A 17,619-nucleotide genomic window follows, 5' to 3' on the forward strand; every position below is an offset into this window, starting at 1 on the left:
GATGATCTGATCCGGAGTGTGCCGCCGGCGCTTGTTCGTTGCCATGTCGTCATTGATTCTTCCTGCCCGAGCACTCGGGCAACAGAGTCCCACAACGACTGGACCACTACAGGGGGCTCACCTCACCATCATCAACGCGACCAACAACACCATCGCGACCACGATACGAGGATCGGCCGATCCTCAGGCGCTCGGGATGGTCGACATTGTTGTCGGCGCGAGTGGCAGGTATATCTACACGACGTCATATACCGCCGGTGGTTATCTGATGTCGGTGATCGATGCCCGCAGTCACGCCATCGTCGATCGGGTCGATTTCGAGGGACGACCGTCCGAGATGACCCTCAGTCGCGACGGACGCTTCATCTACCTCGCCGACAGCAAGAGCAACGGCGCCGCCACCCTGTATGCCGTCAGCACGACCGTCGGCGATCCGAACTTCGAGGACACATGGCGGGGTCTCGCCACGGTGGGTGCGATCGTCCAGGTCCTCGACCGGATGGTCGAGAAGCTGAACAGCTTTCCGACGGTATGGCGGTTCGATGGCTTGCTGCGCTTCAAGGCGCTGAATGACGGCGTGACATCGATCATGGAAGGCGTCACAAGAGGGGATCTGCCACGGATCGTCACAGGTATCGCCGACGTCGTGACCGCAATCCTGCCGAAGCCGGCCGCCGCCGCGATCGAGATCGGCAAGGCCATCATCTCGATCGTCTTGCCTTTGAGTAACGAGGAATCCGAGAAATTCCTCAACTTCCGCGCACAGTGCATGTTCCACAAGAATGCCGACCAAATGAGCCCGTCGGAAGCGAAACGCTTCACCGACCGGTACGGCGGGGTGAGCGCAATCTGGAACATCCCGTTCGACTACGCCAGATACAACGTGGGCGGTTGGTTCGGCTCACCCTCCTGCTGACTCGAGGTCGGCCGAGGCCGACCGTCGGAGCCCCGGTCAGCTCGGGGACTCCTCGGTGCCGAGGGTGTCGAAAACCTCGTGGTAGAGCAATGAATGGACGTGCTCGACGCGCGGGATGTCCTGGAATTCCAGCGGGTCCTGGGCGGCGGATTCGATGATCAGCGTGCCGGTGCGGAAGATCCGGTCGACAAGGCCGTGCCGGAACTCGACGCTGTTGATCCGCGCCAGCGGGATGTCGATGCCCGAGCGGGTGATCAGCCCGTGCCGGTACATCACCCGGCGGTCGGTGATGACGAAGTGGGTGGTCCACCAGTTCAGGAACGGCCAGATCGACAGCCACCCGATGAGAATCAGCCAGATCGCCGCGATGACGGCGAACACGATGTTCTTCGCGTTCGGCTCCCAGTCAAGGGTGTTGACGTAGCCGGCCACGAACGCGGCGGCCGCCGACGCGACGATCAGGACGAGCGCGGGGATGGTCAACCGCCCCCAGTGCGGGTGGCGATGCAGGACGACGTGTTCGTCCTTGGCCAGCACGTTCTCCGGATAACCCACGGCAGCACTGTACTGGGGATCGGCCACGACGGCGGCACCTTCGGCCCCACTGCCGCAGGATCGGCGAACTCGGCGGCATTCCGTGTAGCTACCCCGGGATCAGTGGTGGACGGCGTAAATTCTCCCTCGTGGATTGCAGGTGCGGGCATGAGCGCTCCGCTCACGAGCACTTTCGCCCCGGCTCGGATTGCGGCATGTGCGAGTGCCTGCGATTTCGGCCCGACATCGCCCGTTGGCTCGCGTCGCTCTTCAAGCGCTAGTTCCAGCAAAAATCGTATCTTCGCAATCCCCGTGCTCTAGGCGATGATCGGCCTCCAAGCCTCCTTTCTGGTGAACTCGAAAACCAACCGGGTTCAGCTTGCTGTAGCGAGATCCACGGCATACGAGCGGCTTACGCGGCCGATGGCATACGGCTTTGCTGTATACAAGCAGCCAACCTGAGTAGGCTCGGCCCGCGCCGGGTTGGCGAATGGGGTATTAGCTGCCATAATCATGGCTCCATGACGCGAGCGAAAATTGATGGGGGGGTCGCCCGCGATGAACAACCGGGTTTGCCAAGCGTGTGGCGTGGTTATCGCTGCAGGCATCGGGCTGGCTATGAGCACCGGCCACGCGGCCGCCGGAGCCGAATCGTCGGCCGTTGATTCCTCGGTCGGCAGTACGGCCTCGACCGCGGCCGGCACATCGACAGTTCCTGAAGCATCTCCGGCCGACCACGGTGGGGCCGAAGACGATCCCGACGGCGAAGCCGAGGATGAACCCGATACCGACGTCGCGGATGACACCGGCATCGACGACGTCGACACGGATAACGGCGTCGATGACGAGTCAGATGCCGGCTGGGCCGACGGTGCGGATCCCGACATCACCGAGGGCGAGGCGAGCGATGCCGACCACGGCGCTGACGCGGACGGCGGCAAGTCCTCCCCCGTCGTCGACAGCAGCGCCTCGGACACGTTCCAGCCGCCCACCCATGCAGACGGCACTCACACCGGGGACGCCGGAACCGAACAGATCGCGGCGCCGGAAGCGAGCGACGTCGACGACCTCACTGCTGAGCTGCCGGAGGCTTCCGGCGTCGGTGGCGCCGTCTCCACTGCCGAGCCGACTGCACAACTCGATGACCACGTGCCGCACACCAACATCACTCAACTCACTGCTGAGGACGCTGCCGCCCCGATGAACAAGACCGTCGGGTTCATGACCAAACTGCTTGGCGCGCTGGGGATCACAGACGAACGTCGCCACGCCGACTCGCCCATCGCGTTGGCGCTGCTGGCGTGCGCCCGTCGGCTCGACGCAGCGGCCGCCTCGACGGGGTCCACGATGGTGTGGCAGACCACGTCCCAAACGGGCACCACGATCAACGTCAGAGATTTCGGCGCGGTCGGTGATGGCGTCACCGATGACTCGGCTGCCATCAAGGCCGCCGAGGCGGCCCTGACTTCCAATGCGCGCCTGTACTTTCCGGAGGGACAATACCGGTTCGCCCAGCAGCACCCGGCCGGCAACGCCGCGATCCTGCTCAAGGGACTGTCGAATGTCACCGTGGAGTTCGCCCCCGGCGCCAAGCTGCTCATGGACAATCTGGCAACCAACGGGCACGGCACCAGCCACGGCCTGCGTGTCGAAGGCGCGGCATCTCACGTGGCCATCCTCAACCCGACCATCGAGTGGGTCACCCGGCCGTCGGCGCGCAGCTTCGGAGACGGAATCTCCATACTCGGGTGGCCGTCCGATACCGCACCGCCGCCGGTATGGACCGGCTCCACCGGCAAGGTCGAGTACGTCTCCATCGTCAACGCACGCATCGTGAACACGCCGCAGTCCGGGGTCGTGGTGATGGGCGCCTCCGACGTGACGGTGACGAACATGACCGCCATCGGAACCCTCGCTGACGGACTGCATTTCAATGCGAGCCGGCGGGCGACGGTCAACGGCCTGGTCGCACAGAACACCGGCGACGACGGCCTCGCATTCGTCACCTACTACCACGAAAGCCAGCCGTGGACGTACGGCCCGACCGACGGCCCATTCAACCTCGGCGTCCTCGGCGAATGGAACAACGGCGGCTCGGTAGCAAGCGACATCACGGTCACCGGCGGTCGCGCCAACGGGTTCCGCGTGCAGGGCGGATACGACATCACCATCAGCGATGTCACCGTCACCGACAAGGAGTTCGGTTTCCACGTCAACTCGGCCAAGGCATCCCACGTTGGCGACTGGACGAGTCTGGCGTCGCGCGATATTCGGATCTCCGACGTCACGATCGTCGACGTCCAAACCGGCGTGGTCCTGGCGACGAACAACATCGACGGCACTGAAGACGCCAAATGGTGGAACTTCTCCGGCGTGGTCATCAGTGACGTGACGATCCACGGGGCAAAGAACTGGTCGTTGGCGGTGGAGACACCGGCCGCGATGACGAGCAAATTCGCCGGCGTCACGTTGCGAAACATCTACGCCGAGACCGCCGGCGACGACGATGGACCGAATCTCGGCGGCAACGGCGGAATCCTGCTGGCATCGCTGCAGAACGCGGTGATCGACGGCCTCCGCCTGGTCTCCGCTCATAAGGCCGACATCAACCTGTTGGGGGCGGCGCAGATGCGCAGCCACCTTAGCGCCGCCGACCTCCCCTCGTCGAATCTGACGATCGACGGTATGAGCCTCGAGGGACCTGGCCGGATTCTGATCCAGGACATCGCCGGGGTGCAGTTTGGCGACGTGTCGTCGTCGGGTGCCGACAGCGCGGCCGTCGAGCTCTTCCGCGTCAAAGACGCGTCCTTCACCACGATCACCGCGCACCTGCCCGCGCGGGGCGCCGGCGGAGGGTATGGGGTGCGACTGCTGCAGGTGTTCGACGTCGACATCACCGAGACCGTCGTCACAATGGACGATCACGTCGGAAGCACCTGGTGGGCAGTGGAACTCGGTGGCGGCAATCCGCAGGACGGCATCGCCGGCAGCAACGTCTACGTCGGCACCATCACCTATGTCAGCGATCGCGACGCCACCGACTCACACATCGTGGTTCAGGGCGGTCCTTACGGACCGCAGAACTGGTCCCTCCACGCCTCCTGGTGGCATGGGGGCGAAGCGCAGCCGCAGTGGCGCTCAGCGACCTACGGCGACGTGAGCCCGGCCTGACCCCCTCAGTTCCGTAGCAGACCGCTCTCGTGGTAGCCGATGTCGGTGTTGACCTGCCACGGGTCGACGTTCTCGCCGAAGCACTGGGCGACGCTGCGCAGCGCACTGAGCATGGCGTGGTCCTGATTGTCGTAATGGTGCATTCCGTTGCGCCCTATCGGATACAGCGACGGATGCTGCCGCCGCAGGTATTCGCGGATCCGCACGACGCTGCGGTCGCGGGCCGGGTCGTAGATCGGGTAGGCGAACTGCGAACGCACGATCATCACCTTCTCGATGCCGGCGTCCCCGACGCCGAGTGCGCGCAAATCCTTCTGGACCAGATCGGTCAGGTGCGCGTCGTCGGCGTTCCACAGCTCGCCGCCGGGGGCGATGAAGTATTCGAAGCCGAGGAAGGTACCGGCGAAGTCGGCCGGGGTCAGATCGGCCGACCAGCGGCCGTAGTTCTGGATGCGGCCGGCGTTGAAGTTCTTGCCGGGGGTGTACACCCAGTTGAACGGGATGTCGTGGGACTGCCTGAGCGCGACGGCGACGGTGATCAGCGACCGGTGCCGCAGCGCGGCGGCGACGGCGCGAATGTGCCTGGGCGGTGCGGGTTCCAGCGCATCGATGAGCAGCCGCAGCGGCATGCTGGAGAACACGGTGTCGCCGGTTGCGTTGTCCCCGTTGGCCAGTCGCACGGTCCAGCTGGCTCCGTCGTGGCGGAGCCCGGTGACCGGGGCGTTGAGCACCGGGGCGGCGCCGTTGGCGGTCAGTGCCGCCGCGGCTGCCTCCCAGAGCTGGCCGGGCCCGAGCCGGGGGTAGCGGAAGACGTCCTGCGAGGCGGGATCCGAGTCGTGGCCGCGCCGCCAGCCGATCGGCTTGATGCGCTGGTTGGCCCAGTCGCTGGTCAGCTCTTCGGGTTCGGTGAGCCAGGTCTTGCGGACGTAGCCGTCGAAAAACATCTCATACCAATGGCGACCGAATTCCCCAATGCCCCATTGTCGGAAGTTCTCCGACGGGCGGTCGTTGATGCGGAAGTTGCGCCGCAGCCTTGACCACAGCAAGCTGCTCAGGCCGCGGGCGCCGCGCCGATACCCCATCTGGGTCAACAGGTCTCGCCCGAGCAGTGGGTACCGGACGTAGTGCCCGCTGACCAACATCGCCGAGCGCCGGCCGACTGCGAGCCACTCATCGTGGGGCAGCAGCGATTTCCACAGATCGAGGATGTCCTCGTTGCGGGTGAAGAACCGGTGCCCGCCGGGGTCGATGCGCCAGTCGCCGTCGGTCGGGGTGCGCGCGAGCCCACCGAGGTGGGCCGACGCTTCGTAGAGCCGCGGGGTGACTCCCCTGTTGACCAATTCCAGCCCGGCGGTGAGCCCGGCAGGCCCGGCGCCGATGATGATCGGGTTCCTCGTGGTCATCGCTACGTTCCACGCCGTCGCGGGAACCGCCGGTACTCGTCGACGAGGTCGTCGATGTGCTGGGCGGTCAATTCGTTGAGCGGGGTGTCGAGGAACCGCAGCTGGGCATACTGGCTCTGCAGCGGCAGGAATCCGCTGAGCAGCGGCTCGGCGGTGGTGCGGATGACGAGATCGACCTCACCGATGGAGAACGCCTCGGTGATGTCACAGCCTTCGCGGACGGCGCGCTGATGGGCGGCACGTAGCTCCTCGGCGGCGTCGTAGGCGAGCAGGATGTTGATGCGGAAGGCGTCGCCGGTCATGGCGGTTTCGGCGGCGCGCGCCGCCGCGGCCAGTTCAGGTGGCAACAGGGTGAGGTCGCCGTGGATGCGGACGCCGACGACGGCGGGATCGAAGTGTTTCGGCAGCAGCGCGGCGAAGAAGAACGCCGACGCGGCGTACACGCCGTCCAGCTCATGCCCGGGCCGCCCCAAGTTGGCCCGGCTGAGGTTGTAGACGGTGACGGTCTGCACGAGGTTGCGTTGCAGTACGAGCAGGATTTCGACAACCTTCTGCGCGCCGAGCCGGTACGCGTCGGCCAGCGTCGCGCCGTTCGCGTCGGCCCACCGCCGCAGACCGTCCGGTATCAACCCCACGTGCGCGGGTTTCATGGCGACAAACTCCCCCAAACTCCTAACCACCCCGCAGCAAAGGTAACTGAACTTACATCCGTCCCGCGACGGTTTCGAGAACCAGGCCCGCCGCACGCCAACTCACGGTCAGCCACCAGCCCGAACGCGTGGCCGGCTAACCCGGACGCCATCTCGTTACCAAGCGCCTGGACGGGCTACCACAGCAAACAACAACCGCGACGCCGCGCTATCCGTATTGCGAAATACTTTGCGGCAAAAGCATGTTTCCGGCACAGGAACTGAAGTACCGCCGAGGTGAAGTTTGCCGAACCCGGGGGATCGTGCGGAACTCCGATCATCGCGGCCGCGTCGGTGCGCTCACTGTGGCGCAGGCGATCGAAACGGCGTTGTTGTCGATTCCTGTTGTCGCAGAATCAGATACCGGAACGTGGCAGAAGCCGTCAGCCGAACGTACGACCGGATGCGCCCGACGCGACGTCGAACGCCGCCACGGCCCACGACGTTGCGTAGAACACCGGGTGCGGTGACATCAGCGAAGAGCAGAACGCTGACGATGCATCCTGGGTGCGGTGGATGCGGAGGTCGACGATCAAGAGGCCGCGAAGACACCTGAAGACAGCGTCGACGTACTGACCGGGACGACGACACCACAGCAAACGATGTCCAAAAACCTGTGACAACCACCGCGCCGCAGTCAACAGACCGGGGCCGAGCACCGAGATCGCGGACGCAGACCGAGATTTCTCCGACGACGAACTCGTCGGAGCCGGAACCGGATCTGGCTGCCGCCGAGACCACCGACACCGCGGCCGGTGGCGCCGAGGAAGCGCCGGCCGCCGGTCACGGCGGGCCGGCTGACTCTCACCACGTCGGCCGCCTACGCCGGGTGGCACACAGAAAGCCGGCTCAGTCCTCGGTAGGACGCAACACGGCGAGCACGGTCAACAGCATGATTCTCAAATCCAGCCGCACCGACCAGTTCTCGATGTAGTAATTGTCGAACTCCGCGCGGTCGGCGATGGAGGTCTGGCCGCGCAGGCCGTGCACCTGCGCCCAGCCGGTGATGCCGGCCCTCACCCGATGCCGTTCGCCGTAGCGCCGGATCTGCATCTCGAACAATTCGACGAATTCCGGGCGTTCGGGGCGAGGGCCTACCAGACTCATGTCGCCGCGCAGCACGTTGACCAACTGCGGCAGTTCGTCCAGCGATGTCTTGCGCATGATCTTGCCGATCCAGGTGCGCCGGTCCTCACCTTCCACCCCACCCGGCGCGGCGCCGTCCCTCAGCGTGAACGCGGCGGCGGTGGGATCGGCCGGGCGCATGCTGCGGAACTTCAGGCACTGAAACACCTTGCCGTCGCGGCCTACTCGATCCTGGCCGAAGAAGATCGGGCCCGGAGAGCTAAGTTTGACCAGCATCGCGAGAGTCAGGAACAGCGGCGAGATGAGCAGCAGCCCGAAGGCGGCGACCACCCGGTCTGAGGCGTGTTTGACCGCGAAGTGCCACCCCTTGGGGTCGGTGTGGCTCAGGATCATCAACGGGATACCGCCGAGGTGTTCGATGAAGGAGCCGACGCTGACGGCATCCATCACCCGCGGCACCACGCGCACCTGCAGACCGAGTCCCTGCGCCGCTTTCACCGCGCGGGTCAACTCCTCCTCGGGCAGCGCGCTCGGTGCCACGATCAGCTCTTCGGCGCGGGTGGCGCGCGCCGCGATGTCGACGCTGTCAGGTGGGCCGAAATACGGCACGTCGAGCAGTTCGGCATCCGTCGGACGCTGCCCGTCGAGCACGCCGACCGGGCGCAGACCGTAATCGGCCACCTGCCGCATGCGGGTGATGAGCTGGTGGGCGATCGGCCCGGAACCGATGATCAGCGCCGGAGCCGCCGTGTGGTACTTGCGGCGGTAGTACCGCTGAACCATCGCCCGCACCAGGCGCAGCAACGGCACGAGAACGGCGGCGAACACCCATATCTTGACGAATAATTCGCTGGGGCGAACGTACGCACCCGCCGGCTCGTTCGCCGCCAACGGTGGCACCAACACGATCACGAGCGCCATCGCGGTCAACGTCGACACCGCGACCGACGTCTCGATCGGTTCGAAGTCGTCGAAGAAGCTCCTGTTGAGGTTCCGTCGATAGAGCGACCGCGACGCGAGCACGATGAGCAGCAGCGGAACGAACACCCACGAGTACAGCGCGATGTTGCGTGCGGTCACATCGCCGGCGACCGCCCACTGCCCCAGCAGCACCGCGCACGACGCAGCCAGGATGTCGAGCCCCACCGTGAGTACCGAGTACCACGGGTCTGTGCGCAGCCGCATCACCCACCCGGACAGCTCGGAGGGTTCGTGCCGTACGGCCTCTTCCGACACATCCGGCCGCGGAGCGGCAGCCCCGTCAGCGCGCTCACGACTCGCAGTCTTCACGCCTGGTTGCACGTGTTCAGTCCCCCGAAAAAGCGATCCGTTGAACCCCACTCTAAGTGTGCTGAGGAGTAGACGCAGTGAATTCGAACGCGTGGCATCCGACTTTGCCAATGTGGGAATCACAGCAATAGGATGAAACGTTGCTGTGACCCTGCGAATCAGCGGTGTCGGTCGGGTTCGGGAGCGAACGCCCGCTCGGCGACGATCTGCGCGAGGTCGGTCATGATCTGCACATGGCCAGTGCCCCACAGGCGTGGCCTGTTGTCGAACACGCACAGTGTGCCGATCGCGTGTCCGGCGCGGTCGGCCAGCGGAATCCCCAGGTAGGCGATCACGGCACCGGCTTGCACCACCGGATGGTGCTTGAACACAGGATCCGTCCTTGCATCCTCGAGGATCAGCGGCACGTTGTTTGCCACGGCGTACTGACACACCGAGTCTTCGAGCGGCGTCTGCCTTTCCTCGGCGGCCACGCCGCCCATCCCGACCGAGCTCTTGAAAAATTGCCGGTCCACGTCGATCAAAGACACCGCGGCGAACGGCGCGTCCAGCGCGTCGGCTGCAGCGCGAGTGATTCGGTCGTAGGTCGCCTCGGGCGGCGAGTCGAGCAGCCCGGTGTCATACAGCGCCCGCAGCCGCTCCGGGTCGTGCACGGCGGCCGAGACATCCGGCATCGCGTCCGACGCGAACACGCCTGCCTCGGAGAGGTGCACCAACAGATCCTTGGTCACCGGGTCCTCGGCGCGCGTCAGGTCAGCCACCATCTGCGCCCCCACGGCGCGGGCGACGTAGGCGTCGACGTCTTCCCCGGCTTCCCGCGCACACCGCTCGAGCATGCGATTGAGGGAATCGTCGAACCTGGAGAGAAACGTGCTCACACACCGACGGTAACGGACTGTGACGCCCTGCACATATCGACGGGCCCGTTAATCCTCCTTTCTGGGGCGGGCCCGTAACCTTGGTTGCACCGCTGAGGATCAGGAGGAGCCTGTGGTCGAAGCCCGAACCCAGGGCAAACACGGCGTGGACGTGTTGTTCGACGCCCGGCATGTCCGCCAGAGCGGCATCGGCACCTACATCCGCACGCAGCTTCCGACACTCGAAGAGGCCGCAGACCGGCACGGAGTCTCGTTGGCGGTTCTGGCAGATCCGGACACCGCGCCCGCTCTAGGGCCCGGCACCGAGCTGGTCCACGCGGAACCTGCGTCGGCGGCGATGTATTCGGCGGCGGAACAGAGGGTCTGGCGGCGGGCGTTCGCGGCGACGCGGCCTCGCGCGGTGTGGCTGCCCCACTATCCGTATCCGCTGGCGAGGATGCTGGCGGGCAACCGCCGGATGCTCACCTACGTGACCGTGCACGACATCATTCATCTGCTGCCCGAGGACATCAGCGGACAGAACCGCGCCCGCCGCGCGTACGCCCGCGCGATGCTGCGCGCCGATGCGCGCTCGTGCCGGCGCATCTTCACCCCGTCGGAAGCGACCGCCGTGACCCTGAGAGGGATCGAGAAGTCTGCTCGGACGCTCGTGACCCCTATTCCGGTGGACGAGATCTGGTTTCAACCGGCCGACCCGGCCCTGTCGCCTGTGACGGGCCCGTATGTGCTGTATGTCGGAAACACCAAGCGGCACAAGAATCTCCCGCTTGTGCTGGAGGCGTTCTCCACACTGGCCGACGTCCTGCCGCACAAGCTGGTGATCGCGGGGGGTGGCGCGTCGCTGCGCACCGCCGACGACCGGGTCCGCCGGCTGGCCGAGGACATGGGTGAGCGCGTGGTCGTGATGGGGCAACTGGACTTCGTGGTGCTGCGGGCGCTGGTGGCCTCGGCCCAGCTGCTGGTGATGCCGTCACTGTATGAAGGCGCCGGACTGCCGCCGCTGGAGGCGATGGCGTCCGGCACCGCCGTGGTGGCCTCGAACATTCCGGCCGTCCGCGAAACCTGCGGTGCCGGCGCCGAATTCTTCGACCCGCACGATGCCGGCGCGCTGGCCGCGCTGATCCACACCTACTGTTCTGACGACGCGGCCCGGGCTGATCTCGCCCAGCGCGGGTTGGCCTACGTCAAAGCACGCCAGCAGCTCCGCCCGACCGCGGCAGCCGATGCCATCTGTGCCGACCTCACCGCCGGCCCGCCGTGAGGATTTCCCGACGCACATTTCTGATCAGCGCCGCGGCGGCCGGCGCTGCCGGTGTGGCGCTGCCCGACCACCGGCAGCGGCACGCCGTCCTCGACGTGCGGGAGTTCGGCGCCAAGGGTGACGGCGTCACCGACGACTCCCGGGCCATCCAGGCTGCCGCCGCCGCCCTGCGGCCCCACAGCACGCTGCACTTCCCCCGCGGCACCTACCGATTCGCACAGCACCGGACTCGGCGCGACGCGGCGATCGTCGTCGCCGGCGTCTCTGACGTCGCGGTCGTGTTCGATCCCGGCGCCGAGCTTCTGATGGACAACCTGGACCCGACCGGGGCCGGTGCCGGTCACGCCGTGTTGGTGCACGGACCGGCTTCACGGATCCTGTTGCACCACGTCAGGATTCGATGGGCGCACGACGCGCGGCGGTCGCTCGGCGACGGTATCCGCGTAGTGGGCGGCCCCGTGGTCGAAGGATCGAGCTTCGCCACGGCGCCGCGCGGGTGGCCGGGTCCCGTCAACGGGATCACCCTGACCGACTGCGTGGTGCAGGGCAGCCCGCAAGCCGGGGTCATCATGATGGGAGCTGCTGCCATCGCCGTCACCGGGCTGCGGGTCACCGGCACCAGGGCCGACGGCCTGCATTTCAACGCGTGCCGACAGGCCAGGATCGAGGACTACCGCGCCGCGGACACCGGCGATGACGGGCTGGCGCTCGTCACGTACTACGCCGACGAACCGCTGTTCGACACCGACTCGTCGACGTTCGCGTTCCCGGCCCTGACGGATTGGTCCAATACCGATTTCACGATCGACGGCGCCCATGTCACCGGCGGCAGGGCCAACGGCGTCCGGATCGCCGGCGTCCACCGCGCCACGCTCACCGGGCTGGCTGTCCACGGGGCGCGCGCCGGCGCGGCCGTGATGGTCGACTCCGCCGAACCGGGCGCCGACGCCGGCTGGGATTACGTCGCCAGCCGTGGGGTGCGCCTGGCCGATATCACGGCGACCGACTGCAACATGGGGCTTCACCTGCTGGCCCGGCCGGGGCCTTCCGGTGATCCCCGCTTCACCGAGTTCGATGTGACCGTCGACGACGTGCGAATCGAGCGGTGTGAGAACTGGTCAGTGCGGGCCGAGTCACTGACCGACCGGAGGGTCAGCGGGCTACGCCTACGCAACTGTCGCATTTCTTCGGCGTCCACGACCGGCGGCAACGGCGGGGTCGGCATCGGCAACGCCCGCGACATTTCCCTGGCCGACGTCTCGATCCGGCACACCGAACCGGTGACGGCGTTCGACACCGTGAATGCCGGCGGCTTGACTGTCGACCGTCTCAGCGTGAAGCAGCCTTAGCGGCAGGCGGTCCCAGCCTCGACGCCACCACTGCGCCCGCAGCGGTGAGTAACAGCAGGAAGATCACGATGCCGTAGATCAGGATCTGCACGCGCCATACTTCCAGGAAGCAGTATCCGACCACCCCCGCGGACGCGGCGATCACGGGACTCAGGCTGAAGATCCGGGCGAACGCGTAGCCGGCGACGCCGTAGGCCAGGATCGTGTACAGCCAGCCCCAGGCGCCGTACTCGGCGTAGGTGTCGGCGAACACCGAATTGGTGAAGAAGTTCCCGGCGAAGGTCACCGAATAGCCGTACACCGACGCCTGTTTCCAGCTGTCGTCCTTGGCGATCTTGTTGAACTGCAGAAACGTGGGTTGCACGGCCGCCAGAGATTCCGCCGCGCCGCCAGGGTTCTCCCAGGCGCCCCGGCCCACCGCGTCGGCCATACCCAGTGAAACCTGCGCCGGTACAGCCAGATACGCCCCGGATTGGTACACGTTCATCTCGATCGGGTTCGAGATCCCGGCCTCGCGGTAGTAGTTGGCGTTGCGGACGTAGTTGAGTACCGTGAGCAGACCGAACCCGGTGGCCGCGATCAGTGCGACCGCGATCAGTGCCCGCACCGGTGATCCGGTGCCCGGTTCGCGGTGTACCCGTCCGCGCACCCACGCCGCCAGGTACACCGCACACGCCATCAACAGCGACAGCCGGGATGCGATCATCGCGTTGGCGAACAGCAGCAGCACCCCGGCCACCATGTAGGGCCAGCCGATCACCTTCTTGCGCCACAGGTACACCGCAAGCGGCGCGGCGAGAATCGTGGCGTAGCGCAGGGTTTGGGGACCCGCGAAACCGGACAGGGCATTGCTGAAGTCGTTGGCGGTCTGCTCGCTGAGCGACGCGATGATCGCCGGAACACCGCCGACCTTCCAGAACGAATACAGCACCCCGACCGCGCCGGCGGCCAGGATCAAGAAGAAGTAGCGTCGTTCGAAGCCCGCAGTGTTGGTGCGGTCGGCTCCGGTCAGCGGTCGGGACCGGTGGGTGCCCCACCAGTAGCCGACCATCGACACCATCACGATCGCGAAGTACCACAGCACCAGCAGCGCGATGCCGCGCCCGCTCACCGCGGCGGGGGCCGAGAATCCGGTCAGCGCCTCGGACGCGGTCTGGGCCGTCCCGAGTTTCTGCCGTGCGACCAGTCCGAACCATGCCAAGAACGACATGGCGACCGGGGCCAACAGCAAGGTCGCGGGGGTGAACCATGCCGGGGCGCGGGAGGACGTGTTGCCGTGTCGCACAAGGAAGGTGTCGGCGGGCGCGGTGAGGGTCATCAGCGGGACCGTTCCCCTTGCCGGCGCAGTCCGAAGGAGTCGGCATAGTCGGGTGCGCCCTTGACCGCGGCGAAGTGGTAGACGACGGCGGTGATCATCTCGGCCACGACGAACGCGGCGAAGATCGCCTCGGTGGATCGCCACAGCAGCAGGAAGCCGACGCTGATCACCAGGTAGACGACGGTGCTGGCGCCACGAATCCAGAACACCAGCACCGTTTTCCCGGCTTTGCGCAGCGCGGCGAACGGGACCGTGGAGACGAGCATGACGGCCTTCCACAGCGCGGCCAACAGCAGGGCCGCTACCCCAACGGCGTCCCATGCCGGGCCGAACACCAGGCTGCCGAAGCCGCCGAACGCCGCGGCCAGCACGGCAACCATACCGACGACGAAAACGACGACGAAGGGGCGGAGTTCGCCGCGATGCCCGTGGGCGAGTAACCGGTATCTGCCGTAGGCCAGGATCGGTTCGACCGCGCCGGCGACGGTGGAGATGACGCGGAAGGTCACCGACGCGGCAGGCCCGACCATCACGAGTAGCAGTGAGGTGATGGCCGGTTGGACGGCGCCGACAACCGCGGTCTCCGCGGTCACCCACCCGGACCTGCGGACGTCGGGCGGAAAGCCCATGTTCGGCATGCTTTTTCGCGGTTGATACCGCACCAGGACGGCGAGGAACGCGCCGACGGCGAGCACCTGCACCGCGTGCGGGTTGTGCTCGGTGGCCATCCACAGCGCGATCACGCTGGCCACGACCAGCAGCGTCGCGCCGAAACCCTCGCGCTTCCACTGGCCTGTCACCACGCCGATCGACCGCGACATCAACAGACCGGTCATCACCCCGATGGAACTGCCCATCAGTACCGCAGACGAGGCGACCGCGGGGCCGATCACCAGAGGCGCTGCGGCGCACAGCGCGAGCACCACCACCCACCCTGGCAGGCCGGGGTCGCCTTCGGCGTCGGGGGTGGCGAGCCGGCCCTCGACGACGAACGCGTTGACCAGTTGCGCGACGTAGACCCCGACGGCCAGCGACAGCGCGAGGAAACCCTGGGTTTCGATGGGCGCGATCCGGGCGTAGATGGCGATGAAGATCGCTGGGAAGACGTTCAGCGCAAGACCGGCGACCACCTGGACGGCGGTCTGCAGATGCTTGCTGTCAGCCATCGCGGCGGGCCGCCAGCGTCTCTGCCACCACCTCGGACATGTTGCGGCGGAACGTCTCCGGTGAGAACGTCTCGGCGTGCCGTCTGATCCGGACCGGGTCGTAGCCGCTGGTGTCGAATGTCGCGAAGGTCTCGGCGAAGCGCCCGACCACCTCGGCGTCGTCGGCACCGGTGACGAACGTTCCGGTGACGCCGTCAACGACGCTGTCGAGCGCGCCGCCGACGCCGAGCGCGATCACCGGTGTGCCGCAGGCCATCGCCTCGACCGGGGTGATGCCGAAGTCCTCCTCTCCCGGCATGACCATCGCCCTGGCACCGCGGTAGAGGTCGCGGAACTTCTCGCCGGAGACCCGGCCCAGGAAAACGACGTCTCCGCCTTCGGCGAGCTTCTGGCATTTGGCCGCGTCGCGGCCGGCGCCGGCGACCACCAGCTTCACCCCGGCCCGCACAGCCGCCCTGATCGCGACGTCGGGGCGCTTGTAGGACACCAACCGGCCGGGCAGCAGAAAGTAGTCACCGCGGGTCTGGCCGGGATCGGGCCGGTAGAAGTCGACGTCGACGGGCGGATGGACCACCTGCGACTCGCGGTTCCAGTGGTCTTTGATCCGTTGAGCCACCGCGGTGCTGTTGGCCACGATGGTGGTCATCTTCGGCGCGGCGGCCAGTTCGGTCCTGATCGCCAGCCCCGACAGCGCGTCCAGGGCAAGGCGGCCGGGCAGTGACGACGCCTCCTCGGCGCGCATCGCCTTGTCCCACGCCCAGCGCGCCGGCGAGTGGACGTACACGATCGTCGGCCTGGGCACGGCAGCATGCACCGCCGCGGCGGCAGCGAAGTGGTGGCTGATGATCACCGCGTCCGCCGAGCCGAAGTCCCGGCGCCGCAACCACGCCGGCACCAGCGGCAGCAGCGGCGCATAGCTGCGGTAGCGCGCCGCCCGGTAAGCCGAAGACAACGCGCCGGTCTGCACCTGGGCCGAGAATGACGCGTCGACGCGCCGGTCGACGATCGGGATGGTGACCGGCGCGTCGGGCCACTGCCGGGACAGTTCGGCGACGACGTTTTCCGAGCCGGCGATCTCGGTCAGCCGCTCATGGACGAGCGCGACTCTCACTGCGCGCTCCCCCCGCGTCGGCGCCTCAGCCAACGGGCCGACGGTCGCCGCACGGTGAACGCAGCGAACGTGGGTGCGGTGGCAGCAGCGATCGCCGAGCGCAGCATCAGCACCTGCGCTGTGGTGTCGCCTTCGATCTGAGCAACGGCGACGACGGTGGTGGCGCCGGCGATGACGTCAGGGGTCAGCGAAGGGTCGCCGACCGCGCCGCCGTGCACGATGCGGGTGGTGACCGGCTCCGTCGAGGACGGCGCGGCGTGCAGCCCTGAGATGCTCGCCGCGGCCGGCGTGCTCTCGGCGGCCGCGAACTCCAACAGCGTCGCCACCACCGATGACCCTGACGTCGGCGATGCGCCGAGCACGAGGATGACCTCATTTGATCCAGAGGCCCGGCACTGGGAGTACAGCGCGCGGGCAAGGCGGATCTGGTCGTCGGTCCAGGCCTCGCGTGGTGGCAGGTCGAGATCGACGGCCGGCAGCAGCACCCCGTCGACGCTTCCGGTCAGCGTTTTCACCACCGAGCCGCGCCCCGCACGGCGTCGCCGGGCGAGCAGTAGCGCGATCGCACATGAACCACCGACCAGCGCACCCAGGATGGCGCCGATCAGCCACTGCGCGGAACTGGGATGGTTCGGTGTCGGTGGCTGCACCACCAGCAACTCGCTCGCCGCGGCGGCCTGCAGTTCGACGCTCTCGCGCACGCGCTGGATCTCGAGCGCCCGTGTCGGGTCGGTGTCATTGCGCTGCCACTCCGACAACGTGGGCAAGATGGAGCGCAGCTGCGCGTCGACGCGCTGGTCGAGCTCTTGGCCGTACAGGTCGATGGCCGCCTGCACGGTCCTGATGGCGTCGTCGCGGGAGCTGCTGCTGTAGCTGACCGTGACCATGGCCGACTCACTGGCCTGCGCGACCATGAGTTCGGCGGGCTCGTCCATCGCCATCTTCCTGGCAACAGCCTGACTGAAGCCCTCCCCGGTCATGTAGGCGATCTCGCCGGAGACGAAAGTCGCTGTGTTGTCCTGGTTGTCGGGGGTGACCTGGCTGGCCCCGCCGGCGATCGCGGTCAGGTCGGCCGGGTTCTGCAGCCGCAGAAACGCCGTGGCGGTGGTGTCAGAGGTCAGGGCACCGAAGGCGAGCCCGCCGATGAGCGCCCCAGCGCACAGTCCGACGAGCGCACCGAGAGTCAGCTTGGTCATCATGACCCGGGTTTCCACTGCGGAGATCAGCGCGGCCGCGGACGCCGGCACTTTCGACACGTTGTCAGACAACTCTGTGGCGCTCCGTCCCTGAACCTGTTGCGGTCATCCATGGTAGATAGCCGTGGGCGATTTGCCGGCCGGAAGCCTCGATTCGCGGGCCGGCGCGGCTAAGATCGTTGCGGCTCAATACGTAGGGCTGTTCACACACTTGTCGCGGGACTGCGATTTCAGCAAAGGAATGATTGCCC

General features: G+C 66.9%; 13 protein-coding genes. 4 read left to right on the top strand and 9 right to left on the bottom strand.

Translation table 11 applies throughout. The annotated features are described in order from the left end of the window. Window positions 1-31 precede the first annotated feature (31 nt). Entirely contained in the window at window positions 32-916 is an 885-nt protein-coding gene (locus ACTWP6_RS26075; protein WP_443189190.1) for a YncE family protein, read from the top strand. 36 nt (window positions 917-952) lie between these two features. Here ACTWP6_RS26075 and ACTWP6_RS26080 read toward each other — a convergent pair whose 3' ends face one another. After that, window positions 953-1,471 carry a PH domain-containing protein gene (locus ACTWP6_RS26080; protein ID WP_443189211.1) on the bottom strand — a complete coding sequence of 173 codons (519 nt, stop codon included), beginning with the start codon at window positions 1,469-1,471 and terminating at the stop codon, window positions 953-955. Window positions 1,472-2,068: 597 nt separating this feature from the next. Between ACTWP6_RS26080 and ACTWP6_RS26085 the strand changes: the two genes are divergently transcribed. After that, window positions 2,069-4,621 (top strand): glycosyl hydrolase family 28-related protein, encoded by a 2,553-nt coding sequence (locus ACTWP6_RS26085; RefSeq protein ID WP_443189191.1) that lies wholly within the window; start codon window positions 2,069-2,071, stop codon window positions 4,619-4,621. 5 nt (window positions 4,622-4,626) lie between these two features. Here ACTWP6_RS26085 and ACTWP6_RS26090 read toward each other — a convergent pair whose 3' ends face one another. The 4 genes from ACTWP6_RS26090 to ACTWP6_RS26105 all read right to left on the bottom strand — a co-directional run bounded on the left by ACTWP6_RS26090 (window position 4,627) and on the right by ACTWP6_RS26105 (window position 9,925). Then, window positions 4,627-6,024 carry an NAD(P)/FAD-dependent oxidoreductase gene (locus tag ACTWP6_RS26090; RefSeq protein WP_443189192.1) on the bottom strand — a complete coding sequence of 466 codons (1,398 nt, stop codon included), beginning with the start codon at window positions 6,022-6,024 and terminating at the stop codon, window positions 4,627-4,629. A gap of 2 nt (window positions 6,025-6,026) precedes the next feature. Next, the gene (locus ACTWP6_RS26095) at window positions 6,027-6,674 is read right to left on the bottom strand and encodes an undecaprenyl diphosphate synthase family protein (protein ID WP_443189193.1); all 648 of its coding nucleotides are present in this window, start codon (window positions 6,672-6,674) and stop codon (window positions 6,027-6,029) included. Between the two features lie 888 nt (window positions 6,675-7,562). Next, the gene (locus ACTWP6_RS26100; protein ID WP_443189212.1) at window positions 7,563-8,984 is read right to left on the bottom strand and encodes a sugar transferase; all 1,422 of its coding nucleotides are present in this window, start codon (window positions 8,982-8,984) and stop codon (window positions 7,563-7,565) included. 263 nt (window positions 8,985-9,247) lie between these two features. Then, window positions 9,248-9,925 carry a GAF domain-containing protein gene (locus ACTWP6_RS26105; protein ID WP_443189213.1) on the bottom strand — a complete coding sequence of 226 codons (678 nt, stop codon included), beginning with the start codon at window positions 9,923-9,925 and terminating at the stop codon, window positions 9,248-9,250. Between the two features lie 154 nt (window positions 9,926-10,079). On the opposite strand from ACTWP6_RS26105, the gene ACTWP6_RS26110 reads away from it, so the two are divergent. Together ACTWP6_RS26110 and ACTWP6_RS26115 are read left to right on the top strand one after the other, a co-directional pair. After that, entirely contained in the window at window positions 10,080-11,228 is a 1,149-nt protein-coding gene (locus ACTWP6_RS26110) for a glycosyltransferase family 4 protein (RefSeq protein WP_443189194.1), read from the top strand. Continuing rightward, on the top strand, window positions 11,225-12,577 hold the full coding sequence (locus ACTWP6_RS26115) for a glycosyl hydrolase family 28-related protein (protein WP_443189195.1): 1,353 nt from the start codon (window positions 11,225-11,227) through the stop codon (window positions 12,575-12,577). Before ACTWP6_RS26110 ends, ACTWP6_RS26115 begins: the two co-directional genes overlap by 4 nt. Here the strand turns inward: ACTWP6_RS26115 and ACTWP6_RS26120 are convergent. Genes ACTWP6_RS26120 through ACTWP6_RS26135 form a run of 4 tightly spaced genes read right to left on the bottom strand, consistent with a single transcriptional unit; the run spans window position 12,558 to window position 17,428 of the window. Beyond that, window positions 12,558-13,895 carry an O-antigen polymerase gene (locus ACTWP6_RS26120; protein WP_260757680.1) on the bottom strand — a complete coding sequence of 446 codons (1,338 nt, stop codon included), beginning with the start codon at window positions 13,893-13,895 and terminating at the stop codon, window positions 12,558-12,560. The two genes, ACTWP6_RS26115 and ACTWP6_RS26120, sit on opposite strands and share 20 nt — an antisense overlap. Next, a complete protein-coding gene (locus ACTWP6_RS26125) occupies window positions 13,895-15,061 on the bottom strand; it encodes a hypothetical protein (RefSeq protein ID WP_443189196.1) in 1,167 nt (388 codons plus the stop codon). The genes ACTWP6_RS26120 and ACTWP6_RS26125 overlap by 1 nt, the downstream gene beginning before the upstream one ends. Then, window positions 15,054-16,172: a glycosyltransferase gene (locus ACTWP6_RS26130; RefSeq protein ID WP_443189197.1), complete on the bottom strand. Its 1,119-nt coding sequence runs from the start codon at window positions 16,170-16,172 to the stop codon at window positions 15,054-15,056. Before ACTWP6_RS26130 ends, ACTWP6_RS26125 begins: the two co-directional genes overlap by 8 nt. Then, window positions 16,169-17,428, bottom strand: a complete 1,260-nt coding sequence (locus ACTWP6_RS26135) for a hypothetical protein (protein ID WP_443189198.1) — start codon at window positions 17,426-17,428, stop codon at window positions 16,169-16,171. Before ACTWP6_RS26135 ends, ACTWP6_RS26130 begins: the two co-directional genes overlap by 4 nt. Between the last annotated feature and the right edge of the window lie 191 nt (window positions 17,429-17,619).

Source organism: Mycobacterium sp. 4D054, from assembly GCF_052245755.1.
Classification (GTDB): Bacteria; Actinomycetota; Actinomycetes; order Mycobacteriales; family Mycobacteriaceae; genus Mycobacterium.